Source organism: Escherichia sp. E14S1 (assembly GCF_004211995.1).
Classification (GTDB): domain Bacteria; phylum Pseudomonadota; class Gammaproteobacteria; order Enterobacterales; family Enterobacteriaceae; genus Escherichia.
Genome location: NZ_RHJQ01000002.1, coordinates 304,494 through 330,495 on the forward strand (window position 1 = coordinate 304,494; position 26,002 = coordinate 330,495).

Genomic DNA, 26,002 nt, shown 5'->3' on the forward strand with positions numbered 1-26,002 from the left:
TATTTCTCACGCGGGAGAGGACATGGCACAGATTGATTTCCGAAATAAAATAAACTGGCATCGTCGTTATCGTTCACCGCAGGGCGTTAAAACTGAACATGAGATCCTGCGGATCTTCGAGAGCGATCGCGGGCGTATTATCAACTCCCCAGCGATTCGCCGTCTGCAACAAAAGACCCAGGTCTTCCCACTTGAGCGCAATGCTGCCGTGCGCACGCGTCTTACCCATTCTATGGAAGTTCAGCAGGTGGGGCGTTATATCGCTAAAGAGATTTTAAGCCGCCTGAAAGAGCTTAAATTGCTGGAGGCTTACGGTCTGGACGAGTTGACCGGGCCGTTTGAAAGCATTGTCGAAATGTCGTGTCTGATGCATGACATAGGAAATCCGCCGTTTGGTCATTTTGGCGAGGCAGCTATTAATGACTGGTTCCGTCAGCGTTTGTACCCGGCGGATGCCGAAAGCCAGCCATTAACCGACGATCGCTGTAGCGTGGCGGCGTTGCGATTGAGGGAAGGGGAGGAGTCACTTAACGACCTGCGGCGAAAAATTCGTCAGGACTTATGTCATTTTGAAGGTAACGCACAGGGTATTCGTCTGGTGCATACATTGATGCGGATGAATCTTACCTGGGCTCAGGTCGGCGGTATTTTAAAATATACCCGTCCGGCGTGGTGGCGCGGCGAAACGCCCGAGACTCACGATTATTTAATGAAAAAGCCGGGCTACTACCTTTCTGAAGAATTCTATATTGCGCGTTTACGTAAAGAACTTAATTTAGCACTTTACAGTCGCTTCCCATTAACGTGGATTATGGAAGCTGCCGACGATATATCTTATTGTGTGGCTGACCTTGAAGATGCGGTAGAAAAAAGAATATTTACCGTTGAACAGCTTTATCATCATCTGCATGAAGCGTGGGGCCAGCATGAGAACGGTTCTCTGTTTGCGCAGGTGGTAGAAAATGCCTGGGAAAAGTCGCGCTCAAATAGCTTAAGTCGTAGCACGGAAGATCAGTTTTTTATGTATTTACGCGTAAATACCTTAAATAAACTGGTGCCGTATGCGGCACAACGATTTATTGATAACTTACCTGCAATTTTTGCCGGAACCTTTAATCATGCACTGTTAGAGGATGCCAGCGAATGTAGCCAGTTGCTGAAGTTATATAAAAATGTCGCTGTAAAACATGTGTTTAGCCATCCAGATGTCGAGCAGCTTGAATTGCAGGGCTACCGGGTGATTAGCGGTTTATTAGAGATATATCGACCGTTGTTAAACATGTCGTTATCAGACTTTACCGAGCTTGTTGAAAAAGAACGTGTGAAACGTTTCCCTATTGAAACGCGTTTATTCCATAAGCTCTCAACGCGTCATCGGTTGGCCTATGTTGAGGCTGTCAGTAAATTATCGTCAGATTCACCTGAGTTCCCGCTATGGGAATATTATTACCGCTGCCGGCTGTTACAGGATTATATCAGCGGTATGACAGACCTTTATGCGTGGGATGAATACCGCCGTCTGATGGCCGTAGAACAATAACCAGGCTTTTGTAAAGACGGACAATAAATTTTTACTTTTTGCAGAAACTTTAGTTCGGAACTTCGCGCTATAAAACGAATCTGAAGAACACAGCAATTTTGCGTTATCTGTTAATCGAGACTGAAATACATGAAAAAAACCACATTAGCACTGAGTGCACTGGCTCTGAGTTTAGGTTTGGCGTTATCTCCGCTCTCTGCAACGGCGGCTGAGACTTCTTCAGCAACGACAGCCCAGCAGATGCCAAGCCTTGCACCGATGCTCGAAAAGGTGATGCCTTCAGTGGTCAGCATTAACGTAGAAGGTAGCACAACCGTTAATACGCCGCGTATGCCGCGTAATTTCCAGCAGTTCTTCGGTGATGATTCCCCGTTCTGCCAGGAAGGTTCTCCGTTCCAGAGCTCCCCGTTCTGTCAGGGTGGTGGACAAGGTGGTAACGGCGGTGGCCAGCAACAAAAATTCATGGCGCTGGGGTCTGGCGTCATCATTGATGCCGATAAAGGCTATGTCGTGACTAACAACCACGTTGTCGATAATGCGACGGTCATTAAAGTTCAACTGAGCGATGGCCGTAAGTTCGACGCGAAGATGGTCGGCAAAGATCCGCGCTCTGATATCGCGCTGATCCAGATCCAGAACCCGAAAAACCTGACCGCGATTAAGATGGCGGATTCCGATGCGTTGCGCGTGGGTGATTACACCGTCGCTATCGGTAACCCGTTTGGTCTGGGCGAGACGGTAACTTCCGGTATCGTCTCTGCACTGGGGCGTAGCGGTCTGAACGCCGAAAACTACGAAAACTTCATCCAGACGGACGCAGCAATCAACCGGGGTAACTCCGGTGGTGCGCTGGTTAACCTGAACGGTGAACTGATCGGTATCAACACCGCGATCCTTGCACCGGATGGCGGTAACATCGGTATCGGTTTTGCTATCCCGAGCAACATGGTGAAAAACCTGACCTCGCAGATGGTGGAATACGGCCAGGTGAAACGCGGTGAGTTGGGCATTATGGGGACCGAGCTGAACTCTGAGCTGGCGAAAGCAATGAAAGTTGACGCCCAGCGTGGCGCTTTCGTAAGCCAGGTTCTGCCGAACTCTTCTGCTGCAAAAGCGGGTATTAAAGCGGGTGATGTGATCACCTCACTGAACGGTAAGCCGATCAGCAGCTTTGCCGCGCTGCGTGCTCAGGTGGGTACTATGCCGGTGGGCAGCAAACTGACCCTGGGCTTGCTGCGCGATGGTAAGCAGGTCAACGTGAATCTGGAACTGCAGCAGAGCAGCCAGAATCAGGTTGATTCCAGCTCTATCTTCAACGGCATTGAAGGCGCTGAAATGAGCAACAAAGGCAAAGATCAGGGCGTGGTCGTGAACAACGTGAAAACCGGTACTCCGGCTGCGCAGATTGGCCTGAAAAAAGGTGATGTGATTATTGGCGCGAACCAGCAGACAGTGAAAAACATCGCTGAACTGCGTAAAGTTCTCGACAGCAAGCCGTCAGTGCTGGCGCTGAACATTCAGCGCGGCGATAGCACCATCTACCTGTTAATGCAGTAATCTCCCTCAACCCCTTCCTGCAAACGGGAAGGGGTTCTCTTTTCAATTTGTGACCCCCTCCACAACTCCATATTTCTCTGTCGTCCTTTGTGCATTTGCACAATGCTGTGCGTTGCGTACTTCCTTATGCTAAACCGTGCACAACGGAGGGCTTATGGCTGGCTGGCATCTTGATACCAAAATGGCGCAGGATATCGTGGCGCGTACCATGCGCATCATCGATACCAATATCAACGTAATGGATGCTCGCGGGCGAATTATCGGCAGCGGCGATCGTGAGCGTATTGGTGAATTGCACGAAGGTGCATTACTGGTACTGTCGCAAGGGCGGGTGGTCGATATCGATGATGCGGTAGCGCGCCATCTGCACGGTGTACGTCAGGGGATTAACCTGCCGTTACGGCTGGAAGGCGAGATTGTCGGCGTTATCGGCCTGACCGGTGAACCGGAGCATTTGCGCAAATATGGTGAACTGGTCTGTATGACGGCGGAGATGATGCTGGAACAGTCGCGGTTGATGCACCTGCTGGCGCAGGATAGCCGACTGCGTGAAGAGTTAGTCATGCATCTGATTCAGGCTGAAGAAAATACGCCAGCGTTAACCGAATGGGCGCAACGACTGGGTATCGATCTCAATCAACCCCGTGTGGTGGCCATTGTCGAGGTCGATAGCGGCCAGCTTGGCGTGGACAGCGCGATGGCGGAACTACAGCAACTGCAAAATGCACTCACCACGCCGGAACGCAACAATCTGGTGGCGATAGTCTCGCTAACCGAAATGGTGGTGCTGAAACCGGCGTTGAATACGTTTGGGCGCTGGGATGCGGAAGACCATCGTAAGCGAGTAGAGCAACTTATTACTCGTATGAAGGAGTACGGTCAGCTGCGTTTTCGCGTGTCACTGGGCAATTATTTTACCGGCGCTGGCAGTATTGCGCGTTCTTATCGTACGGCGAAAACAACGATGGTCGTGGGTAAACAGCGGATGCCAGAAAGTCGCTGCTATTTTTATCAGGATCTGATACTGCCAGTATTACTCGACAGTTTGCGTGGCGACTGGCAAGCCAACGAACTGGCGCGTCCTCTGGCACGGCTAAAAGCGATGGATAATAATGGCTTGCTGCGGCGGACGCTGGCAGCGTGGTTTCGCCATAATGTGCAGCCGCTGGCAACGTCAAAGGCGCTGTTTATCCATCGCAATACTCTGGAGTATAGGCTTAATCGTATATCGGAACTGACCGGGCTGGATTTGGGCAATTTTGATGACAGGTTGCTGCTGTATGTTGCGTTGCAACTGGATGAAGAGCGGTAGGTTACGCGTTAAGGTCGAGGCGGCGCTGGCTTGTTCCCCTCACCCCGAAGGGAAGAGGGGATTTCCCGAGCTAACTGTCTGTTCGGGATTATTTACGCGTCAGTTTTTCCAGATCGGCTTCAATCTCGCTGATCTTATTGGTTACTACTGACTCCAGGTGACGTAAGTCGTCGAGGATCTTACGTTTAAGATCAACTTCGCTGCGGTCACGCTGGCAGATTTGATCAAGCTCATCAATGATATAACGCAGATTCGGGCTGATCTCCTGCACTTCTTTATAACCCTGACCCACACCATCGGCGACGACCGTTTTGCGCTGGCGCGGATATTTAAACTTCACGCTCTTAGCGAAAAACTCGCCTTTGTCTTTCTGAAAATAGATTTTCAGAATATCGTTGTTGGCTTCCTGCCGGAGGCTGTAACGATCAATTTCTTCAGGATTGGTAATACCCAGACTTTTCAGATTGTCGTACATAGCGTTACCTCAAAATGAGTCAGTAAATTGTGCTTATCTTAGCATTTGGCCTGGCCCGCCCGGCTCGACTGTGATCGCAGAAAGCCTTTTTCTTCCAGACTTCTATCATGGCGTAAAATTAAAAAAATTACCTGCTTTATTCTGGCGATATCATTCATGTTCTACACCAGTTCCAGCATTGTCACTTCCGGACGGCAGTTCAGACGCAAGCCATACAAACTTCCCACACCTCGAGTCGTGTAGATGTGTCGTTCGCCAAAAGCGTTTAACCCTGCGACATAGCGTTTATCTTTAACTGGCGCAAAAGGTTCGCCAACTAATGGCACGTGTAACTGACCGCCGTGAGTGTGACCACAAAGCATCAGATCCCACTTTTCATTACGCATGACTTCTTTGCTGTCGGGATTATGCGCCAACACCAGTCGTGGCAGATTGGCTTCGCTGGCGGGAGGCGGTTTGCATTGTCCGGCCCATAAATCACCAGTGCCTACCAGTTCGAATTGCCTGTTCGGCGTGGCGATCACGGTTGCCTGGTTAACCAACACCGTGATGCCCGCCGATTGCAACGCCTCGCCAATTAAGCGATTTTTCTCTGTACCAACAGGGCGATCGTGGTTGCCGAAGCAGGCAAACGTCGGCGCACATTCGGCAAGGGGGGAGAGTACGTCAGCAAACGCCGGAAAATTCAGCGGCATATCAAATAATACGTAATCGCCGCCCAGCAATATCAAATCGGGCTTTTGTGCTACGCCAAGAGCAATCGCGTCAGAAATCAGGCTTAGAGGAACAAAACGAGAGTAATGGAGATCTGCCAGAAAAAGGATTTTGAAAGGTGGAACGTTGTCTTTAAAAAAGGCGAGGCGGTGACGGATTAATTCAAGCCAGCCAGGTTCCCAGTAATGCATATAACCGAAACCTGAGCCCGCGGCTAACGTCGCGGCGGCAGCCTGCAAAAATCGTCGGCGTGAAATCATCGCTCATCCCTGCAAAAAAATCGGGCAGCGTCGTGCTGCCCGTGTGCATACTTTTAGTCGATGGTACGCAGCAGTTCGTTAATACCAACTTTACCGCGAGTTTTCGCGTCAACTTTCTTAACGATAACCGCACAGTAGAGGCTGTATTTGCCATCTTTCGACGGCAGGTTGCCGGATACCACCACAGAACCCGCCGGAACGCGACCGTAGTGGATTTCGCCGGTTTCACGGTCGTAAATACGGGTGCTTTGACCGATGTATACGCCCATAGAGATGACGGAACCTTCTTCGACAATCACCCCTTCAACCACTTCAGAGCGTGCGCCGATGAAGCAGTTATCTTCAATAATGGTCGGGTTAGCCTGCAACGGCTCCAGTACACCGCCGATGCCTACACCGCCAGACAGGTGGACGTTTTTACCAATCTGCGCACAGGAACCGACAGTGGCCCAGGTATCAACCATCGTACCTTCATCAACGTATGCGCCGATGTTGACGTAAGATGGCATCAGCACGGTATTACGGGCGATAAATGCGCCCTGACGCACTGCCGCTGGTGGCACGACGCGGAAGCCTTCTTTCTGGAAACGCGCTTCATCGTAGTTAGCGAATTTCATCGGCACTTTATCGAAGTAGCGGCTTTCTGCCCCTTCGATCACCTGATTATCATTAATACGGAAAGAGAGCAGCACCGCTTTTTTCAACCACTGATGCGTCACCCACTGACCGTCAATTTTTTCCGCTACACGCAGTGCGCCGGAATCCAGCAGGGCGATCACCTGATTTACCGCTTCGCGGGTAACGGTGTCTGCATTGGCTGGCGTGATCTCGGCACGGCGTTCAAAAGCGGTTTCAATAATGTTCTGTAACTGCTGCATTGTTAAACTCTTTTCATATCAGTAAACACATCACCCTTTATCGTTTGGATTGAGGGCCTCTGTCAACCGCTGATGCACTTCCTGCTGCAACTCGTTATTAAGTGCGCGCCGATCAGCGGTGGCGATTATGAATAAATCTTCTACTCGCTCGCCAATGGTTGTAATTCGAGCGCCATGAAGCGAAATTCCCAGATCGGCAAAAATTTTCCCAACTCGGGCCAGTAGTCCAGGTTGGTCGAGAGCGATAAGCTCAAGGAATGATTTTCGGTCGGTATGGGTAGGCAAAAACGTCACTTCGGTTTCAACAGTAAAGTGACGTAGTTTTGCCGGTTGACGACGCGGCTGTGGTGGCTGCCAGCTACTTTGCGTCAGTACCTGCTCAAGTCCAAAACGAATGACTTCATGGCGATCAGCGGACAGCGGGCTGCCATCTGGTTCCAGCACGATGAAGGTATCCATCGCCATACCGTCGCGAGTGGTGAAAATTTGTGCGTCGTGAACGCTTAAATTGCGGCGGTCTAATTCGGCACAGACGGCAGCAAACAGATAGGGGCGGTCCGGACTCCAGATAAATATCTCCGTTCCGCCGCGTGTGGCTTGCGGACTAAGCAATACCAGCGGCTTGCTTAAATCATGCTGTAATAAATGGCGCGCATGCCAGGCCAGTTGATTTGGGCTATGGCGGACAAAATAGTTGGCGCGACAACGTGACCAAATCTGGTGTAACGCCTCTTCGTCGATATTGTCCTTGCGCAGCAGCGCCAGCGCCTGAAGCTGGTGATGGCGAACCCGTTCGCGCATATCCGGCGTGTTTTGCATCCCGCGTCGTAGCTGTTTTTCGGTGGCGAAATAGAGTTCGCGCAGCAGGCTTTGCTTCCAGCTATTCCATAGTGTTTCGTTGGTGGCGCAAATATCGGCCACTGTCAGGCATACCAGATAGCGCAGCCGGGTTTCCGTTTGCACTTCTTCGGCAAATTGCTTGATGACTTCCGGGTCCTGAATATCGCGGCGTTGGGCGGTGACCGACATCAGCAAGTGCTGGCGAACCAGCCAGGCTACCAGTTGCGTTTCGCGCGAGTTCAGCCCGTGGAGCTCGGCAAAATGCACTACGTCTTGTGCGCCGAGTATAGAGTGGTCGCCGCCGCGCCCTTTGGCGATATCGTGAAACAGTGCGGCGATAAAGATAAGCTCAGGTGACGGCAATCGCGGCCAGACATCCACACACAACGGATGGCGCTGGCGCGTTTCTTCACTGGCAAAACTCTCCAGTTTCAACATCACGCGAATAGTATGTTCATCCACCGTGTAGGCGTGGAACAGGTCAAACTGCATCTGCCCGACGATATGCGACCATTGTGGCATATAGGCACCGAGCACGCTATGGCGATGCATCGGTAACAGTCCACGACGCACCGAACCAGGGTGACGCAGAATGCTCAAAAATAGCTTTCGCGCTTGCGGAATATTGCACAGCGGTTGTTGCAGATGGCGACGGGCATGACGTAACTGGCGTAGTGTGGTGGAGTAAATGCCGGTGATCGCACTGTTGCGCACCATGGTATAGAACATGCGTAATATCGCTTCTGGTTGGCGCATAAATAGCGTTTCATCGCGCAGATCGATAAGCGTGCCGCGTAGCTGAAATTCATCGTCTATTGGTCGCGGTTTTTCGTCGGCAGGGAGGGCGAGGATAGCCTCGTCGAACAGTTGCAATAGCATATGGTTAAGTTCGCTAACGCGGCGCGTAACGCGAAAATAATCCTTCATCATCTGTTCGACAGGCTCGTTACCTTCGCCACCGTAATTCAGACGCTGGGCAACGCTAAGCTGGCGATCAAATAACAGGCGATTATCGTAACGGTTGACCACCAAATGCAGGGCGAAGCGAATTCGCCAGAGAATATGCAAACACTCATTTAGCTCTGCACGTTCCGCAGACGTTAAGAAACCAAATCCGACCATTTCATCGAGTGATGTTGCGCCAAAATGACGGCGGGCCACCCATTGCAGAGTGTGGATATCGCGCAAGCCGCCGGGGCTACTTTTGATATCTGGTTCAAGATTGTAGCTGGTGCCGTGATAACGCTGGTGGCGCTGGTTTTGTTCTTCAACTTTCGCCGCGTAAAACTTATCGGACGGCCAGAATCCTTCGCTGAAAATATGCTTTTGCAGTTCGAGAAATAGCGCTACATCGCCAATTAACAAGCGGGATTCGATCAGGTTGGTTGCGACGGTTAAATCTGATAATCCTTCCAGTAAGCACTCTTCAAGCGTGCGCACGCTATGACCGACTTCCAGCTTCACATCCCAGAGCAGCGTTAACAGCTCGCCCACTTTTTGTGCCTGATCGTCCGGAAGTTTTTTACGGCTTAAGATCAGTAAATCGACGTCTGAAAGCGGATGCAGCTCGCCACGACCATAGCCACCGACGGCGACCAGCGCCAGATCGGCGATCTGGCTGAATCCTGCTTCAATCCATAACCGTTGCAAGAGCTGGTCGATAAATTCAGTGCGGGCTTCAATCAATTGTTCAGCGGAGATCCCACTATCAAAGGCATCACCCAGCCAACGCTGGAAAATATCAATATGGGCTTTTATCCCACAGACAGTTAATTCATCACGGGGCCAGGCGCATGGATTTTGCGGTTGACCGGGCAGGGTGGGGAGAGCGGTATTTGCGTACTGTTCTGGAAGGGTATTCATCGTGCGCCACCCATAAGATTACATTATCACATTAAAAAAGCCGGCATTCGCCGGCTTCAGATTGTTGACAAAGTGCGCTTTGTTCATGCCGGATGCGGCGAGAACGCCTTATCCGGCCTACAACTCCTTGCAAATGGAGAAGGTAGGACGCATCAGGCATTTTTGCGTTTGTCTTCCTCTTATTCGTCGTGCGAGATTATCGCCGGGATGGTGTCATCCTTGCGTAACGTCAGAATTTCGCAGCCGTTATCAGTCACCACAATAGTATGCTCGTATTGTGCAGACAAGCTGCGATCTTTGGTTTTTACCGTCCAGCCATCTTTCATGGTGCGGATCTCTTTTTTACCCGCGTTGACCATTGGCTCGATAGTGAATGTCATCCCTGGTTTCAGCACGACGTTGGTTTCAGGGGAGTCATAGTGCAGCACCTGCGGTTCTTCATGGAAGCCGCGACCAATACCGTGCCCGCAATATTCACGAACGACAGAGAAGCCTTCTGCTTCGACAAATTTCTGAATCGCTGCACCGATTTCGCGCAGATTGATGCCTGGTTTCACCATACGCAGCGCCAGGTACAGGCTCTCTTGCGTGATGCGGCACAGGCGTTCGCCCATGATGGTCGGCTTACCGACGATAAACATTTTCGAGGTATCGCCGTGGAAACCATCCTTAATAACGGTGACATCGATGTTAACGATGTCGCCATCTTTCAGCAGCTTGGCATCGTCCGGAATACCGTGGCACACCACTTCATTAATAGAGATGCAAACAGATTTCGGATAACCATGATAGCCGAGGCAGGCAGAAACCGCGTGTTGTTCATTAACAATGTAATCATTACAGATGCGATCCAGCTCACCGGTGCTGACGCCCGGTTTAACATAGGGTTCGATCATCTCCAGCACTTCGGCAGCCAGGCGGCCAGCGACGCGCATTTTTTCGATATCTTCAGGGGTCTTGATTGAGATAGCCATTAATTCTGTCCATCAGCGTCGGTGATACCGACAATATATATGTAAGTGCTGTCAATGGTATCACACCCGGGCAAATTGAGAATCATTCTGAATTTCGCCAAACGTGCCACTGAACGTTTTCTATAATAGAAAATTCATCGTCTGGTGCTGTACACAGCGCCAACAATTATTGGTGTCCGCAACGTATTTGTGGTATAAAGCGCGCCGGACTTCCGATCCATTTCGTATACACAGACTGGACGGAAGCGACAATCTCACTTTGTGTAACAACACACACGTATCGGCACATATTCCGGGGTGCCCTTTGGGGTCGGTAATATGGGATACGTGGAGGCATAACCCCAACTTTTATATAGAGGTTTTAATCATGGCAACTGTTTCCATGCGCGACATGCTCAAGGCTGGTGTTCACTTCGGTCACCAGACCCGTTACTGGAACCCGAAAATGAAGCCGTTCATCTTCGGTGCGCGTAACAAAGTTCACATCATCAACCTTGAGAAAACTGTACCGATGTTCAACGAAGCTCTGGCTGAACTGAACAAGATTGCTTCTCGCAAAGGTAAAATCCTTTTCGTTGGTACTAAACGCGCTGCAAGCGAAGCGGTGAAAGACGCAGCTCTGAGCTGCGACCAGTTCTTCGTGAACCATCGCTGGCTGGGCGGTATGCTGACTAACTGGAAAACCGTTCGTCAGTCCATCAAACGTCTGAAAGACCTGGAAACTCAGTCTCAGGACGGTACTTTCGAAAAGCTGACCAAGAAAGAAGCGCTGATGCGCACTCGTGAGCTGGAGAAACTGGAAAACAGCCTGGGCGGTATCAAAGACATGGGCGGTCTGCCGGACGCTCTGTTTGTAATCGATGCTGACCACGAACACATTGCTATCAAAGAAGCAAACAACCTGGGTATTCCGGTATTTGCTATCGTTGATACCAACTCTGATCCGGATGGTGTTGACTTCGTTATCCCGGGTAACGACGACGCAATCCGTGCTGTGACCCTGTACCTGGGCGCTGTTGCTGCAACCGTACGTGAAGGCCGTTCTCAGGATCTGGCTTCCCAGGCGGAAGAAAGCTTCGTAGAAGCTGAGTAATAAGGCTTGATAACTCCCCCAAAATAGTTCGAGTTGCAGAAAGGCGGCAAGCTCGAGAATTCCCGGGAGCTTACATCAGTAAGTGACCGGGATGAGCGAGCGAAGACAACGCATCTGCGGCGCGAAATATGAAGGGGGGAGAGCCCTTATAGACCAGGTAGTACACGTTTGGTTAGGGGGCCTGCATATGGCCCCCTTTTTCACTTTTATATCTGTGCGGTTTAACGCCGGGCAGATCACATCTCCGAGGATTTTAGAATGGCTGAAATTACCGCATCCCTGGTAAAAGAGCTGCGTGAGCGTACTGGCGCAGGCATGATGGATTGCAAAAAAGCACTGACTGAAGCTAACGGCGACATCGAGCTGGCAATCGAAAACATGCGTAAGTCCGGTGCTATTAAAGCAGCGAAAAAAGCAGGCAACGTTGCTGCTGACGGCGTGATCAAAACCAAAATCGACGGCAACTACGGCATCATTCTGGAAGTTAACTGCCAGACTGACTTCGTAGCGAAAGACGCTGGTTTCCAGGCGTTCGCAGACAAAGTTCTGGACGCAGCTGTAGCTGGCAAAATCACTGACGTTGAAGTTCTGAAAGCACAGTTCGAAGAAGAACGTGTTGCGCTGGTAGCGAAAATTGGTGAAAACATCAACATTCGCCGCGTTGCTGCACTGGAAGGCGACGTTCTGGGTTCTTATCAGCACGGTGCGCGTATCGGCGTTCTGGTTGCTGCTAAAGGCGCTGACGAAGAGCTGGTTAAACACATCGCTATGCACGTTGCTGCAAGCAAACCAGAATTCATCAAACCAGAAGACGTATCCGCTGAAGTGGTAGAGAAAGAATACCAGGTACAGCTGGACATCGCGATGCAGTCTGGTAAGCCGAAAGAAATCGCAGAGAAAATGGTTGAAGGCCGCATGAAGAAATTCACCGGCGAAGTTTCTCTGACCGGTCAGCCGTTCGTTATGGAACCGGCAAAAACTGTTGGTCAGCTGCTGAAAGAGCATAACGCTGAAGTGACTGGCTTCATCCGCTTCGAAGTAGGTGAAGGCATCGAGAAAGTTGAGACTGACTTTGCAGCAGAAGTTGCTGCGATGTCCAAGCAGTCTTAATTATCGAAAAGGAGCCGCCTGAGGGCGGCTTCTTTTTGCGCCCATCTTGTAAATTCAGCTAACCCTTATGGGGCTGCGCTGAAAAGCGACGTACAATGTCGCTAGTATTAATTCATTTCAATCGTTGACAGTCTCAGGAAAGAAACATGGCTACCAATGCAAAACCCGTCTATAAACGCATTCTGCTTAAGTTGAGTGGCGAAGCTCTGCAGGGCACGGAAGGCTTCGGTATTGATGCAAGCATACTGGATCGCATGGCTCAGGAAATTAAAGAGCTGGTTGAACTAGGTATTCAGGTTGGTGTGGTGATTGGTGGGGGTAACCTGTTCCGTGGCGCTGGTCTGGCGAAAGCGGGTATGAACCGCGTTGTGGGCGACCACATGGGGATGCTGGCTACCGTAATGAACGGTCTGGCAATGCGTGATGCACTGCACCGCGCCTATGTGAACGCTCGTCTGATGTCCGCTATTCCGTTGAATGGCGTGTGCGACAGTTACAGCTGGGCAGAAGCAATCAGCCTGTTGCGTAACAACCGTGTGGTGATCCTCTCCGCCGGTACGGGTAATCCATTCTTCACCACTGACTCCGCAGCTTGCCTGCGTGGTATCGAAATTGAAGCCGATGTGGTGCTGAAAGCGACCAAAGTTGATGGTGTGTTTACCGCTGATCCAGCGAAAGATCCAACTGCAACTATGTATGAGCAGCTGACTTACAGCGAAGTGCTGGAAAAAGAGCTGAAAGTCATGGACCTGGCGGCCTTTACGCTGGCTCGTGACCACAAATTACCGATTCGTGTTTTCAACATGAACAAACCGGGTGCACTGCGCCGTGTGGTAATGGGTGAAAAAGAAGGAACATTAATCACGGAATAATTCCCGTGATGGATAAATAAGGGTAAGATTCCGCATAAGTATCGCGGGGGCGTAAGTCTGGTTATAAGGCGTTATTGTTGCAGGCAGTCTGGTCACGGCCAGCGCGCAGCAACCGGAGCGTACATAAGTACGTGAGGATGGCGAGCACTGCCCGGGGCCAAAATGGCAAATAAAATAGCCTAATAATCCAGACAATTACCCGTAATATGTTTAATCAGGGCTATACTTAGCACACTTCCACTGTGTGTGACTGTCTGGTCTGACTGAGACAAGTTTTCAAGGATTCGTAACGTGATTAGCGATATCAGAAAAGATGCTGAAGTACGCATGGACAAATGCGTTGAAGCGTTCAAAACCCAAATCAGCAAAATACGCACGGGTCGTGCTTCTCCCAGCCTGCTGGATGGCATTGTCGTGGAATATTACGGCACGCCAACGCCGCTGCGTCAGCTGGCAAGCGTAACGGTAGAAGATTCCCGTACTCTGAAAATCAACGTGTTTGACCGTTCAATGTCTCCGGCCGTTGAAAAAGCGATTATGGCGTCCGATCTCGGCCTGAACCCGAACTCTGCGGGTAGCGACATTCGTGTTCCGCTGCCGCCGCTGACGGAAGAGCGTCGTAAAGATCTGACCAAAATCGTTCGTGGCGAAGCTGAACAGGCGCGTGTTGCAGTACGTAACGTGCGTCGTGATGCGAACGACAAAGTGAAAGCACTGTTGAAAGAAAAAGAGATCAGCGAAGACGACGATCGCCGTTCTCAGGACGATGTACAGAAACTGACTGATGCTGCAATCAAGAAAATTGAAGCGGCGCTGGCAGACAAAGAAGCAGAACTGATGCAGTTCTGATTTCTTGAACGACAAAAAACGCCGCTCAGTAGATCCTTGCGGATCGGCTGGCGGCGTTTTGCTTTTTATTCTGTCTCAACTCTGGATGTTTCATGAAGCAACTCACCATTCTGGGCTCGACCGGCTCGATTGGTTGCAGCACGCTGGACGTGGTGCGCCATAATCCCGAACACTTCCGCGTAGTTGCGCTGGTGGCAGGCAAAAATGTCACTCGCATGGTAGAACAGTGCCTGGAGTTCTCTCCCCGCTATGCCGTTATGGACGATGAAGCGAGTGCGAAACTTCTTAAAACGATGCTACAGCAACAGGGTAGCCGCACCGAAGTCTTAAGCGGGCAACAAGCTGCCTGCGATATGGCGGCGCTTGAAGATGTTGATCAGGTGATGGCGGCGATTGTGGGCGCTGCTGGCCTGTTACCTACCCTTGCCGCGATCCGCGCCGGTAAAACCATCCTGCTGGCAAACAAAGAATCACTGGTCACCTGCGGACGTCTGTTTATGGACGCAGTAAAGCAGAGTAAAGCACAGTTATTACCGGTCGATAGCGAACACAACGCCATTTTTCAGAGTTTACCGCAACCTATTCAGCATAATCTGGGATACGCTGACCTTGAGCAAAATGGAGTGGTGTCCATTTTACTTACCGGGTCTGGTGGCCCTTTCCGTGAGACGCCCTTGCGCGATTTGGCAACAATGACGCCCGATCAAGCATGCCGTCATCCGAACTGGTCGATGGGACGTAAAATTTCTGTCGATTCGGCTACCATGATGAACAAAGGTCTGGAATACATTGAAGCTCGCTGGTTGTTTAACGCCAGCGCCAGCCAGATGGAAGTGCTGATTCACCCGCAGTCAGTGATTCACTCGATGGTGCGTTATCAGGACGGCAGCGTTCTGGCGCAACTGGGCGAACCCGACATGCGTACGCCAATTGCCCACACCATGGCATGGCCGAATCGCGTGAACTCTGGCGTGAAGCCGCTCGATTTTTGCAAACTAAGTGCGTTGACATTTGCCGCACCGGATTATGAGCGTTATCCATGCCTGAAACTGGCGATGAAGGCGTTCGAACAGGGCCAGGCAGCGACGACCGCATTGAATGCTGCAAACGAAATCACTGTTGCAGCCTTTCTTGCGCAACAAATCCGCTTTACGGATATCGCCGCGTTGAATTTATCCGTGCTGGAAAAAATGGATATGCGCGAACCACAAAGTGTGGACGATGTGTTGTCTGTTGATGCCAATGCGCGTGAGGTCGCCAGAAAAGAGGTGATGCGTCTCGCAAGCTGAGGATAATCTGGCTACAGAGAGTCGTGCTATTTGTTAGCGTAGGGCTTCAGTGATATAGTCTGCGCCATCTGATCGTCAGTAGTTGGCTTTGTAAGGTCAGATATGCCGTGGTTTTACACGGCTTTTTTTTGTATAGGCTTCAGTATTCCTGAGTACCGTAAACCCTATCAGGGAATAAAAAACGCGTGATGTTGTCTGCTACTCAACCACTTAGCGAAAAATTGCCAGCACATGGCTGTCGCCATGTTGCGATCATTATGGACGGCAATGGTCGCTGGGCAAAAAAGCAAGGGAAGATTCGTGCCTTTGGGCATAAAGCCGGGGCAAAATCCGTCCGCCGGGCTGTCTCTTTTGCGGCCAACAACGGTATTGAGGCGTTAACGCTGTATGCCTTTAGTAGTGAAAACTGGAACCGACCAGCGCAGGAAGTCAGTGCGTTAATGGAACTGTTTGTGTGGGCGCTTGATAGCGAAGTAAAAAGCCTGCACCGACATAACGTGCGTCTGCGTATTATTGGCGATACCAGTCGCTTTAACTCGCGTTTGCAAGAACGTATTCGTAAATCTGAAGCGTTAACTGCCGGGAATACCGGTCTGACGCTAAATATTGCTGCGAACTACGGTGGACGTTGGGATATTGCCCAGGGAGTCAGGCAACTGGCTGAAAAGGTGCAGCAAGGAAACCTGCAACCGGATCAGATAGATGAAGAGATGCTTAACCAGCATGTCTGTATGCATGAACTGGCCCCTGTAGATTTAGTAATTAGGACTGGGGGGGAGCATCGCATTAGTAACTTTTTGCTTTGGCAAATTGCCTATGCCGAACTTTACTTTACAGATGTTCTTTGGCCCGATTTCGATGAACAAGACTTTGAAGGGGCGTTAAATGCCTTTGCTAATCGTGAGCGTCGTTTCGGCGGCACCGAGCCCGGTGATGAAACAGCCTGATGGGGGTCGCTTTTGCTGAAGTATCGCCTGATATCTGCTTTTGTTTTAATACCCGTAGTCATCGCGGCGCTGTTTTTGTTGCCGCCGGTGGGGTTCGCCATTGTTACGCTGGTAGTTTGTATGCTGGCGGCGTGGGAATGGGGACAGCTTAGCGGTTTTACCACTCGCTCGCAGCGGGTATGGCTGGCGGTGCTGTGCGGGTTATTGCTGGCGCTGATGCTTTTTCTATTGCCGGAATATCATCGGAATATTCATCAACCACTGGTTGAAGTCTCACTTTGGGCTTCGCTTGGTTGGTGGGGTGTTGCGTTATTATTGGTGCTATTTTACCCCGGTTCGGCGGCAATCTGGCGCAACTCTAAAACGTTACGCATTATTTTCGGTGTATTAACCATTGTGCCTTTCTTTTGGGGCATGCTGACGTTACGTGCCTGGCACTATGACGAGAATCATTACAGTGGCGCGATATGGCTGCTCTATGTCATGATCCTGGTCTGGGGAGCTGACTCAGGGGCATATATGTTTGGCAAATTATTTGGCAAACATAAGCTGGCGCCGAAGGTTTCTCCGGGTAAAACCTGGCAAGGTTTTATTGGCGGACTCGCGACCGCAGCAGTAATCTCATGGGGTTATGGTATGTGGGCGAATCTCGACGTCGCCCCCGTCACCTTACTCATTTGCTCCATTGTCGCAGCGTTAGCTTCTGTGCTCGGCGACTTAACTGAGAGCATGTTTAAGCGCGAAGCAGGAATTAAGGACAGCGGTCATTTAATTCCAGGACACGGTGGTATTTTAGATCGTATTGATAGCCTGACGGCTGCGGTGCCGGTCTTTGCTTGCCTGTTGTTGCTGGTATTCAGGACGCTTTAACGGAAGGTATTATGCTGAGTTTTCTCTGGGATTTGGCTTCGTTCATTGTTGCACTGGGTGTGCTTATCACCGTGCATGAATTTGGTCATTTCTGGGTTGCCCGGCGCTGTGGTGTTCGCGTTGAGCGTTTCTCAATAGGTTTTGGTAAGGCGCTCTGGCGCCGCACTGACAAACTCGGCACCGAATATGTCATCGCCCTGATCCCCCTGGGCGGTTATGTCAAAATGCTGGATGAACGCGCAGAACCGGTTGTTCCGGAACTTCGCCACCATGCCTTCAACAATAAAACTGTTGGCCAGCGTGCAGCGATAATCGCCGCAGGTCCGGTTGCAAACTTCATTTTTGCTATCTTTGCTTACTGGCTGGTTTTTATCATTGGTGTTCCCGGTGTTCGTCCGGTTGTTGGTGAAATATCAGCCAACTCGATTGCCGCACAAGCACAAATTGTACCTGGCACGGAACTAAAAGCTGTAGATGGTATCGAAACGCCTGATTGGGATGCCGTGCGCTTACAACTGGTTGACAAAATCGGCGACGAAAGCACCACCCTTACGGTGGCACCTTTTGGCAGCGATCAACGACGAGATGTAAAGCTTGATTTGCGAAACTGGGCGTTTGAGCCTGATAAGGAAGATCCGGTATCTTCCTTGGGAATTCGCCCTCGTGGTCCGCAAATTGAACCTGTACTGGAAAATGTGTCACCAAACTCAGCGGCAAGTAAGGCGGGTTTGCAAGCAGGCGACAGGATCGTTAAAGTCGATGGTCAGCCATTAACGCAATGGCTGACGTTTGTGATGCTTGTCCGGGATAACCCGGATAAACCATTAGCGTTAGATATCGAAAGACAGGGGAGTCCCTTGTCTTTGACATTAATCCCGGAGAGCAAACCGGGTAAGAGTAAAGCGATTGGTTTTGCCGGCATTGAGCCGAAAGTCATTCCTTTGCCAGATGAGTATAAAGTTGTACGCCAGTATGGACCGTTCAACGCCATCGTTGAGGCCACGGACAAAACGTGGCAATTGATGAAGCTGACGGTCAGTATGCTGGGAAAATTGATCACCGGTGATGTGAAACTGAACAACCTCAGTGGGCCGATCTCTATCGCCAAGGGGGCTGGGATGACAGCGGAACTCGGGGTTGTTTATTACCTGCCGTTCCTTGCGCTTATTAGCGTGAACTTAGGGATAATTAACCTGTTTCCGTTGCCCGTACTTGACGGGGGGCATCTGCTGTTCCTTGCGATCGAAAAGATCAAGGGCGGACCGGTATCCGAGCGGGTTCAAGACTTTTGTTATCGCATTGGCTCGATTCTGCTGGTGCTGTTAATGGGGCTTGCACTTTTCAATGATTTCTCTCGGTTATGAGAGTTAGTTAGGAAGAACGCATAATAACGATGGCGATGAAAAAGTTGCTCATAGCGTCGCTGCTGTTTAGCAGCGCCACCGTATACGGTGCTGAAGGGTTCGTAGTGAAAGACATTCATTTCGAAGGCCTTCAGCGTGTCGCCGTTGGTGCGGCCCTCCTCAGTATGCCGGTGCGCACAGGCGACACGGTTAATGATGAAGATATCAGTAATACCATTCGCGCTCTGTTTGCTACCGGCAACTTTGAGGATGTTCGCGTCCTTCGTGATGGTGATACCCTTCTGGTTCAGGTAAAAGAACGTCCGACGATTGCCAGCATCACTTTCTCCGGTAACAAATCGGTGAAAGATGACATGCTGAAGCAAAACCTCGAGGCTTCTGGCGTGCGAGTGGGGGAATCCCTCGATCGCACCACCATTGCCGATATCGAGAAAGGTCTGGAAGACTTCTACTACAGCGTCGGTAAATACAGCGCCAGCGTAAAAGCTGTCGTGACCCCACTGCCGCGTAACCGTGTTGACCTAAAACTGGTGTTCCAGGAAGGTGTGTCAGCTGAAATCCAGCAAATCAACATTGTTGGTAACCATGCTTTCACCACCGACGAACTGATCTCTCATTTCCAGCTGCGTGACGAAGTGCCGTGGTGGAACGTGGTAGGCGATCGTAAATATCAGAAACAGAAACTGGCGGGCGACCTTGAAACCCTGCGCAGTTACTATCTGGATCGCGGTTATGCCCGTTTCAACATCGACTCTACCCAGGTCAGTCTGACTCCAGATAAAAAAGGTATCTACGTCACGGTAAACATCACCGAAGGCGATCAGTACAAACTCTCTGGCGTTGAAGTGAGCGGTAACCTTGCCGGGCACTCTGCGGAAATCGAACAGTTGACTAAGATCGAGCCGGGTGAGCTGTATAACGGCACCAAAGTGACCAAAATGGAAGATGACATTAAAAAACTTCTCGGTCGCTACGGTTATGCCTATCCGCGCGTGCAGTCGATGCCTGAAATCAACGACGCCGACAAAACCGTTAAATTACGTGTGAACGTTGATGCGGGTAACCGTTTCTACGTACGTAAGATCCGTTTTGAAGGTAACGACACCTCGAAAGATGCCGTCCTGCGCCGCGAAATGCGCCAGATGGAAGGTGCCTGGTTAGGCAGCGATCTGGTCGATCAGGGTAAAGAACGTCTGAATCGTCTGGGCTTCTTTGAAACGGTTGATACCGATACCCAACGTGTTCCGGGTAGCCCGGACCAGGTTGACGTGGTCTACAAGGTAAAAGAGCGCAACACCGGTAGCTTCAACTTTGGTATCGGTTACGGTACTGAAAGTGGTGTGAGCTTCCAGGCTGGCGTGCAGCAGGATAACTGGTTAGGTACCGGTTATGCTGTTGGTATCAACGGGACCAAAAACGATTACCAGACCTATGCTGAATTGTCGGTAACCAACCCGTACTTCACTGTAGATGGTGTAAGCCTTGGCGGTCGTGTCTTCTATAATGACTTCCAGGCAGATGACGCTGACCTGTCCGACTATACCAACAAGAGTTATGGTACAGACGTGACGTTGGGCTTCCCGATCAACGAATATAACTCGCTACGTGCGGGTTTGGGTTATGTCCATAACTCCCTGTCCAATATGCAGCCGCAGGTTGCGATGTGGCGTTATCTCTACTCTATGGGTGAGCATCCAAACACCTCTGATCAGGATAACAGCTTCAAAACGGACGATTTCACGTTTAACTATGGTTGGACCTATAACAAGCTCGACCGTGGTTACTTCCCGACGGATGGTTCCCGTGTCAACCTGACCGGTAAAGTGACCATTCCGGGATCGGATAACGAATACTATAAAGTGACGTTAGACACGGCGACCTATGTGCCGATCGACGACGATCACAAATGGGTTGTTCTGGGTCGTACTCGTTGGGGCTACGGTGATGGTTTAGGCGGCAAAGAAATGCCGTTCTATGAAAACTTCTATGCAGGTGGTTCCAGCACCGTGCGTGGCTTCCAGTCCAATACCATCGGTCCGAAAGCGGTTTACTTCCCGCATCAGGCCAGTGATTATAATCCGGACTACGATTATGAATGTGCAACTCAGGACGGTGCAACCGACCTGTGTAAATCGGATGATGCAATTGGGGGTAACGCTATGGCGGTTGCCAGCCTGGAACTCATCACTCCGACGCCGTTCATTAGCGATAAGTATGCCAACTCGGTCCGTACCTCCTTCTTCTGGGATATGGGTACCGTTTGGGATACTAACTGGGATTCAAGTCAGTACTCTGGATATCCGGACTATAGTGATCCAAGCAATATCCGTATGTCTGCGGGTATCGCATTACAATGGATGTCCCCATTGGGGCCGTTGGTGTTCTCCTACGCCCAGCCGTTCAAAAAGTACGATGGAGACAAGGCTGAACAGTTCCAGTTTAACATTGGTAAAACCTGGTAAGTGTTCTCCACAAAGGAATGTAGTGGTAGTGTAGCGATGACTTTAGGCGATCTCGATAAGATCGCCGGGCCACGCAAAGAACTGCACCTTCCGGTGCAAATGGGATGGTAAGGAGTTTATTGTGAAAAAGTGGTTATTAGCGGCAGGTCTCGGTTTAGCACTGGCAACTTCTGCTCAGGCGGCTGACAAAATTGCAATCGTCAATATGGGCAGCCTGTTTCAGCAGGTAGCACAGAAAACCGGTGTTTCTAACACGCTGGAAAATGAGTTCAAAGGCCGTGCCAGCGAACTGCAGCGTATGGAAACTGATCTGCAAGCTAAAATGAAAAAGCTGCAGTCCATGAAAGCCGGCAGCGATCGCACTAAGCTGGAAAAAGACGTGATGGCTCAGCGCCAGACTTTTGCTCAGAAAGCGCAGGCTTTTGAGCAGGATCGTGCACGTCGTTCCAACGAAGAACGCGGTAAACTGGTTACTCGTATCCAGACTGCTGTGAAATCCGTTGCCAGCAGCCAGAGCATCGATCTGGTTGTTGACGCAAACGCCGTTGCTTACAACAGCAGCGATGTAAAAGACATCACTGCTGACGTACTGAAACAGGTTAAATAAGTAATGCCTTCAATTCGACTGGCTGATTTAGCGCAGCAGTTGGATGCAGAACTACACGGTGATGGCGATATCGTCATCACCGGCGTTGCGTCCATGCAATCTGCACAAACAGGTCACATCACGTTCATGGTTAACCCTAAATACCGTGAACATTTAGGCTTGTGCCAGGCGTCCGCGGTTGTCATGACTCAGGACGATCTCCCTTTCGCGAAAAGTGCCGCGCTGGTAGTGAAGAATCCCTACCTGACTTACGCGCGCATGGCGCAAATTTTAGATACCACGCCACAGCCCGCGCAAAACATTGCACCGAGTGCAGTGATCGACGCGACGGCGAAGCTGGGTAACAACGTATCAATTGGCGCTAACGCGGTGATTGAGTCCGGCGTTGAACTGGGCGATAACGTGGTTATCGGTGCCGGTTGCTTCGTTGGTAAAAACAGCAAAATCGGTGCAGGTTCGCGTCTTTGGGCGAACGTGACGATTTACCATGAGATCCAGATTGGTCAGAATTGCCTGATCCAATCCGGAACTGTGGTAGGCGCAGACGGCTTTGGCTATGCCAACGATCGTGGTAACTGGGTGAAGATCCCGCAGATTGGTCGCGTAATTATTGGCGATCGCGTGGAGATCGGCGCATGTACCACCATCGATCGCGGTGCGCTGGACGACACCGTTATTGGCAATGGCGTGATCATTGATAACCAGTGCCAGATTGCACATAACGTCGTGATTGGCGACAATACGGCGGTTGCCGGTGGCGTCATTATGGCGGGCAGCCTGAAAATTGGTCGTTACTGCATGATCGGCGGTGCCAGCGTAATCAACGGGCATATGGAAATATGCGATAAAGTGACGGTTACGGGCATGGGTATGGTGATGCGTCCCATCACTGAACCAGGCGTCTATTCCTCAGGCATTCCGCTGCAACCCAACAAAGTCTGGCGCAAAACCGCTGCACTGGTGATGAACATTGATGACATGAGCAAGCGTCTGAAGTCGCTTGAGCGCAAGGTTAATCAACAAGACTAACGTTCCATCTTTTGTTCGCCAAACTTTACGGCCTGTCTCATTCTTACGATTGCGGCAGGCCGTGTTATTATTGTCGTTTCTTATATTTTGACAGGAAGAGTATCTTGACTACTAACACTCATACTCTGCAGATTGAAGAGATTTTAGAACTTCTGCCGCACCGTTTTCCGTTCTTACTGGTGGATCGCGTGCTGGATTTTGAAGAAGGTCGTTTTCTGCGCGCAGTAAAAAATGTCTCTGTCAATGAGCCATTCTTCCAGGGCCATTTCCCTGGAAAACCGATTTTCCCGGGTGTGCTGATTCTGGAAGCTATGGCACAGGCAACAGGTATTCTGGCGTTTAAAAGCGTAGGAAAACTGGAACCGGGTGAGCTGTACTACTTCGCCGGTATTGACGAAGCGCGCTTCAAGCGCCCGGTCGTGCCAGGCGATCAAATGATCATGGAAGTCACTTTCGAAAAAACGCGCCGCGGCCTGACCCGTTTTAAAGGGGTTGCTCTGGTCGACGGTAAAGTAGTTTGCGAAGCAACGATGATGTGTGCTCGTAGCCGGGAGGCCTGATACGTGATTGATAAATCCGCCTTTGTGCATCCAACTGCCATTGTGGAAGAGGGCGCGTCGATTGGCGCTAACGCCCACATTGGTCCTTTTTGTATCGTTGGACCCCATGTCGAAATTGGTGAGGGTACCGTACTGAAATCTCACGTTGTCGTGAATGGTCATACTAAAATTGGCCGCGACAATGAGATTTATCAGTTCGCCTCCATCGGTGAAGTTAACCAGGATCTGAAATATGCTGGCGAACCGACCCGCGTGGAAATTGGCGATCGTAACCGCATTCGCGAAAGCGTCACCATTCATCGTGGCACGGTCCAGGGCGGTGGATTGACGAAGGTGGGCAGCGACAACTTACTGATGATCAACGCGCACATTGCGCACGATTGTACGGTAGGTAACCGCTGCATTCTCGCCAACAACGCAACGCTGGCGGGTCACGTATCGGTAGACGACTTCGCGATCATCGGCGGCATGACCGCAGTCCATCAGTTCTGCATCATTGGTGCGCACGTGATGGTAGGCGGTTGCTCTGGTGTGGCGCAGGACGTCCCTCCTTATGTCATTGCGCAGGGTAACCATGCAACACCGTTCGGTGTCAATATCGAAGGGCTGAAGCGCCGCGGATTCAGCCGTGAGGCGATTACCGCTATCCGCAATGCGTATAAGCTGATTTATCGCAGCGGTAAAACGCTCGATGAAGTGAAACCGGAAATTGCTGAACTGGCGGAAACATATCCGGAAGTGAAAGCGTTTACCGATTTCTTTGCACGCTCAACGCGCGGTCTGATTCGTTAATGACTGAACAGCGTCCATTAACGATTGCCCTGGTCGCCGGAGAAACCTCCGGCGATATCCTGGGGGCCGGTTTAATCCGTGCTCTGAAAGAACGTGTGCCCAATGCCCGCTTTGTTGGTGTTGCCGGGCCACGAATGCAAGGCGAAGGTTGCGAAGCCTGGTACGAAATGGAAGAGCTGGCGGTGATGGGCATTGTTGAAGTGCTCGGGCGTCTGCGTCGCTTACTGCATATTCGTGCCGATCTGACAAAGCGTTTTGGCGAACTGAAGCCAGATGTTTTTGTCGGTATTGATGCGCCTGACTTCAATATTACCCTTGAAGGTAACCTTAAAAAGCAGGGTATCAAAACCATTCATTATGTCAGTCCGTCCGTCTGGGCGTGGCGACAGAAACGCGTTTTCAAAATAGGCAGAGCCACCGATCTGGTGCTCGCATTTCTGCCTTTCGAAAAAGCGTTTTATGACAAATATAACGTGCCGTGCCGTTTTATCGGTCACACCATGGCTGATGCCATGCCGTTAGATCCAGATAAAAACGCCGCGCGTGATGTGCTGGGGATCCCTCACGATGCCCACTGTCTGGCGCTGTTGCCGGGAAGTCGTGGCGCGGAAGTTGAGATGCTTAGCGCCGATTTCCTGAAAACTGCCCAGCTTTTGCGCCAGACGTACCCTGAGCTGGAGATCGTGGTGCCGCTGGTAAATGCCAAACGCCGTGAGCAGTTTGAACGCATCAAAGCTGAAGTCGCGCCAGACCTGTCGGTTCATATGCTGGATGGAATGGGCCGTGAGGCGATGGTCGCCAGCGATGCGGCGCTATTGGCATCGGGTACGGCTGCACTGGAGTGCATGCTGGCGAAATGCCCGATGGTGGTGGGGTATCGCATGAAGCCTTTCACCTTCTGGTTGGCGAAGCGGCTGGTGAAAACCGATTATGTCTCGCTGCCAAACCTGCTGGCGGGCAGAGAGTTAGTTAAAGAATTATTGCAGGAAGAGTGTGAGCCGCAAAAACTGGCTGAGTCGCTGTTACCGCTGTTGGCGAACGGGAAAACCAGCCACGCGATGCACGACACCTTCCGCGAGTTGCATCAGCAGATCCGCTGCAATGCCGATGAGCAGGCGGCACAAGCCGTTCTGGAGTTAGCACAATGATCGAATTTGTCTATCCGCACACGAATCTGGTTGCAGGTGTGGATGAAGTTGGGCGCGGGCCGTTGGTTGGCGCGGTCGTTACCGCTGCCGTGATCCTCGATCCGGCGCGCCCGATTGTCGGGTTGAATGATTCCAAAAAGCTAAGTGAAAAACGTCGTCTTGCGCTCTGTGAAGAGATCAAAGAGAAAGCGTTAAGCTGGAGCCTGGGCCGTGCGGAACCTCATGAAATCGACGAACTGAATATTTTACACGCGACCATGCTGGCGATGCAGCGTGCCGTCGCTGGGCTGCATATTGCGCCGGAATATGTGTTGGTTGATGGTAACCGCTGCCCGAAATTACCGATGCCGTCGATGGCTGTAGTTAAAGGCGATAGCCGCGTACCGGAAATCAGTGCTGCGTCTATCCTGGCGAAAGTGACGCGCGACGCTGAAATGGCGGCGCTGGACATCGTTTATCCACAATATGGCTTTGCCCAACACAAAGGGTATCCAACCGCTTTTCATCTGGAAAAACTGGCTGAATATGGCGCGACTGAACATCATCGTCGCAGCTTTGGGCCTGTCAAACGCGCACTGGGACTTGCGTCCTGATTCT

The 26,002-nt window shown here is 51.0% G+C and carries 23 protein-coding genes; 18 read left to right on the forward strand and 5 right to left on the reverse strand.

Annotated elements, in window-relative coordinates; all coding sequences use genetic code 11:
* The first annotated feature begins 22 nt into the window (after positions 1–22).
* The 3 genes from dgt to cdaR all read left to right on the forward strand — a co-directional run bounded on the left by dgt (position 23) and on the right by cdaR (position 4,409).
* The gene (gene dgt, locus D9734_RS02080; RefSeq protein ID WP_130205010.1) at positions 23–1,540 is read left to right on the forward strand and encodes a dGTPase; all 1,518 of its coding nucleotides are present in this window, start codon (positions 23–25) and stop codon (positions 1,538–1,540) included.
* Positions 1,541–1,669: 129 nt separating this feature from the next.
* Positions 1,670–3,097 (forward strand): serine endoprotease DegP, encoded by a 1,428-nt coding sequence (gene degP, locus D9734_RS02085; RefSeq protein WP_130205012.1) that lies wholly within the window; start codon positions 1,670–1,672, stop codon positions 3,095–3,097.
* Positions 3,098–3,251: 154 nt separating this feature from the next.
* Positions 3,252–4,409 carry a DNA-binding transcriptional regulator CdaR gene (cdaR, locus tag D9734_RS02090; RefSeq protein ID WP_130205014.1) on the forward strand — a complete coding sequence of 386 codons (1,158 nt, stop codon included), beginning with the start codon at positions 3,252–3,254 and terminating at the stop codon, positions 4,407–4,409.
* Between the two features lie 88 nt (positions 4,410–4,497).
* Here the strand turns inward: cdaR and D9734_RS02095 are convergent, their stop codons facing one another.
* The 5 genes from D9734_RS02095 to map form a co-directional block, all read right to left on the reverse strand.
* Positions 4,498–4,884: a DUF3461 family protein gene (locus D9734_RS02095; RefSeq protein WP_000272188.1), complete on the reverse strand. Its 387-nt coding sequence runs from the start codon at positions 4,882–4,884 to the stop codon at positions 4,498–4,500.
* Positions 4,885–5,045: 161 nt separating this feature from the next.
* The gene (gene yaeI, locus D9734_RS02105) at positions 5,046–5,858 is read right to left on the reverse strand and encodes a phosphodiesterase YaeI (protein WP_130205018.1); all 813 of its coding nucleotides are present in this window, start codon (positions 5,856–5,858) and stop codon (positions 5,046–5,048) included.
* Between the two features lie 53 nt (positions 5,859–5,911).
* Positions 5,912–6,736, reverse strand: a complete 825-nt coding sequence (gene dapD, locus D9734_RS02110; RefSeq protein WP_001186656.1) for a 2,3,4,5-tetrahydropyridine-2,6-dicarboxylate N-succinyltransferase — start codon at positions 6,734–6,736, stop codon at positions 5,912–5,914.
* Between the two features lie 30 nt (positions 6,737–6,766).
* Positions 6,767–9,439: a bifunctional uridylyltransferase/uridylyl-removing protein GlnD gene (gene glnD, locus D9734_RS02115; protein ID WP_130205020.1), complete on the reverse strand. Its 2,673-nt coding sequence runs from the start codon at positions 9,437–9,439 to the stop codon at positions 6,767–6,769.
* 179 nt (positions 9,440–9,618) lie between these two features.
* Entirely contained in the window at positions 9,619–10,413 is a 795-nt protein-coding gene (map, locus tag D9734_RS02120) for a type I methionyl aminopeptidase (RefSeq protein ID WP_001018190.1), read from the reverse strand.
* Positions 10,414–10,780: 367 nt separating this feature from the next.
* Here map and rpsB point away from each other — a divergent pair, with 367 nt between their 5' ends.
* From rpsB to rnhB, 15 genes are all read left to right on the forward strand, one after another.
* Positions 10,781–11,506 carry a 30S ribosomal protein S2 gene (gene rpsB, locus D9734_RS02125; RefSeq protein WP_000246884.1) on the forward strand — a complete coding sequence of 242 codons (726 nt, stop codon included), beginning with the start codon at positions 10,781–10,783 and terminating at the stop codon, positions 11,504–11,506.
* 258 nt (positions 11,507–11,764) lie between these two features.
* Entirely contained in the window at positions 11,765–12,616 is an 852-nt protein-coding gene (gene tsf / locus D9734_RS02130; RefSeq protein WP_000818112.1) for a translation elongation factor Ts, read from the forward strand.
* Between the two features lie 146 nt (positions 12,617–12,762).
* Positions 12,763–13,488, forward strand: coding sequence for a UMP kinase (gene pyrH / locus D9734_RS02135; RefSeq protein WP_000224573.1), 726 nt, complete (start codon positions 12,763–12,765; stop codon positions 13,486–13,488).
* Between the two features lie 291 nt (positions 13,489–13,779).
* The gene (frr, locus tag D9734_RS02140; RefSeq protein WP_000622419.1) at positions 13,780–14,337 is read left to right on the forward strand and encodes a ribosome recycling factor; all 558 of its coding nucleotides are present in this window, start codon (positions 13,780–13,782) and stop codon (positions 14,335–14,337) included.
* 92 nt (positions 14,338–14,429) lie between these two features.
* A complete protein-coding gene (gene ispC / locus D9734_RS02145; protein WP_130205022.1) occupies positions 14,430–15,626 on the forward strand; it encodes a 1-deoxy-D-xylulose-5-phosphate reductoisomerase in 1,197 nt (398 codons plus the stop codon).
* A 188-nt stretch (positions 15,627–15,814) separates the two neighbouring features.
* Positions 15,815–16,573: a (2E,6E)-farnesyl-diphosphate-specific ditrans,polycis-undecaprenyl-diphosphate synthase gene (gene ispU, locus D9734_RS02150; RefSeq protein ID WP_112014149.1), complete on the forward strand. Its 759-nt coding sequence runs from the start codon at positions 15,815–15,817 to the stop codon at positions 16,571–16,573.
* Between the two features lie 12 nt (positions 16,574–16,585).
* Entirely contained in the window at positions 16,586–17,443 is an 858-nt protein-coding gene (gene cdsA, locus D9734_RS02155; protein WP_130205024.1) for a phosphatidate cytidylyltransferase, read from the forward strand.
* Between the two features lie 11 nt (positions 17,444–17,454).
* A complete protein-coding gene (gene rseP / locus D9734_RS02160) occupies positions 17,455–18,807 on the forward strand; it encodes a sigma E protease regulator RseP (RefSeq protein WP_130205026.1) in 1,353 nt (450 codons plus the stop codon).
* Between the two features lie 29 nt (positions 18,808–18,836).
* A complete protein-coding gene (gene bamA, locus D9734_RS02165) occupies positions 18,837–21,269 on the forward strand; it encodes an outer membrane protein assembly factor BamA (protein WP_130205028.1) in 2,433 nt (810 codons plus the stop codon).
* A gap of 121 nt (positions 21,270–21,390) precedes the next feature.
* Positions 21,391–21,876, forward strand: coding sequence for a molecular chaperone Skp (gene skp / locus D9734_RS02170; protein WP_000758958.1), 486 nt, complete (start codon positions 21,391–21,393; stop codon positions 21,874–21,876).
* Between the two features lie 3 nt (positions 21,877–21,879).
* Positions 21,880–22,905 (forward strand): UDP-3-O-(3-hydroxymyristoyl)glucosamine N-acyltransferase, encoded by a 1,026-nt coding sequence (lpxD, locus tag D9734_RS02175; protein ID WP_064524990.1) that lies wholly within the window; start codon positions 21,880–21,882, stop codon positions 22,903–22,905.
* A gap of 104 nt (positions 22,906–23,009) precedes the next feature.
* Positions 23,010–23,465, forward strand: a complete 456-nt coding sequence (gene fabZ / locus D9734_RS02180) for a 3-hydroxyacyl-ACP dehydratase FabZ (protein WP_000210739.1) — start codon at positions 23,010–23,012, stop codon at positions 23,463–23,465.
* 3 nt (positions 23,466–23,468) lie between these two features.
* Entirely contained in the window at positions 23,469–24,257 is a 789-nt protein-coding gene (gene lpxA, locus D9734_RS02185) for an acyl-ACP--UDP-N-acetylglucosamine O-acyltransferase (RefSeq protein ID WP_000565966.1), read from the forward strand.
* Positions 24,257–25,405 (forward strand): lipid-A-disaccharide synthase, encoded by a 1,149-nt coding sequence (gene lpxB / locus D9734_RS02190; RefSeq protein WP_130205030.1) that lies wholly within the window; start codon positions 24,257–24,259, stop codon positions 25,403–25,405. The genes lpxA and lpxB overlap by 1 nt, the downstream gene beginning before the upstream one ends.
* Positions 25,402–25,998: a ribonuclease HII gene (rnhB, locus tag D9734_RS02195; protein ID WP_130205032.1), complete on the forward strand. Its 597-nt coding sequence runs from the start codon at positions 25,402–25,404 to the stop codon at positions 25,996–25,998. The genes lpxB and rnhB overlap by 4 nt, the downstream gene beginning before the upstream one ends.
* The last annotated feature ends 4 nt before the right edge of the window (positions 25,999–26,002 follow it).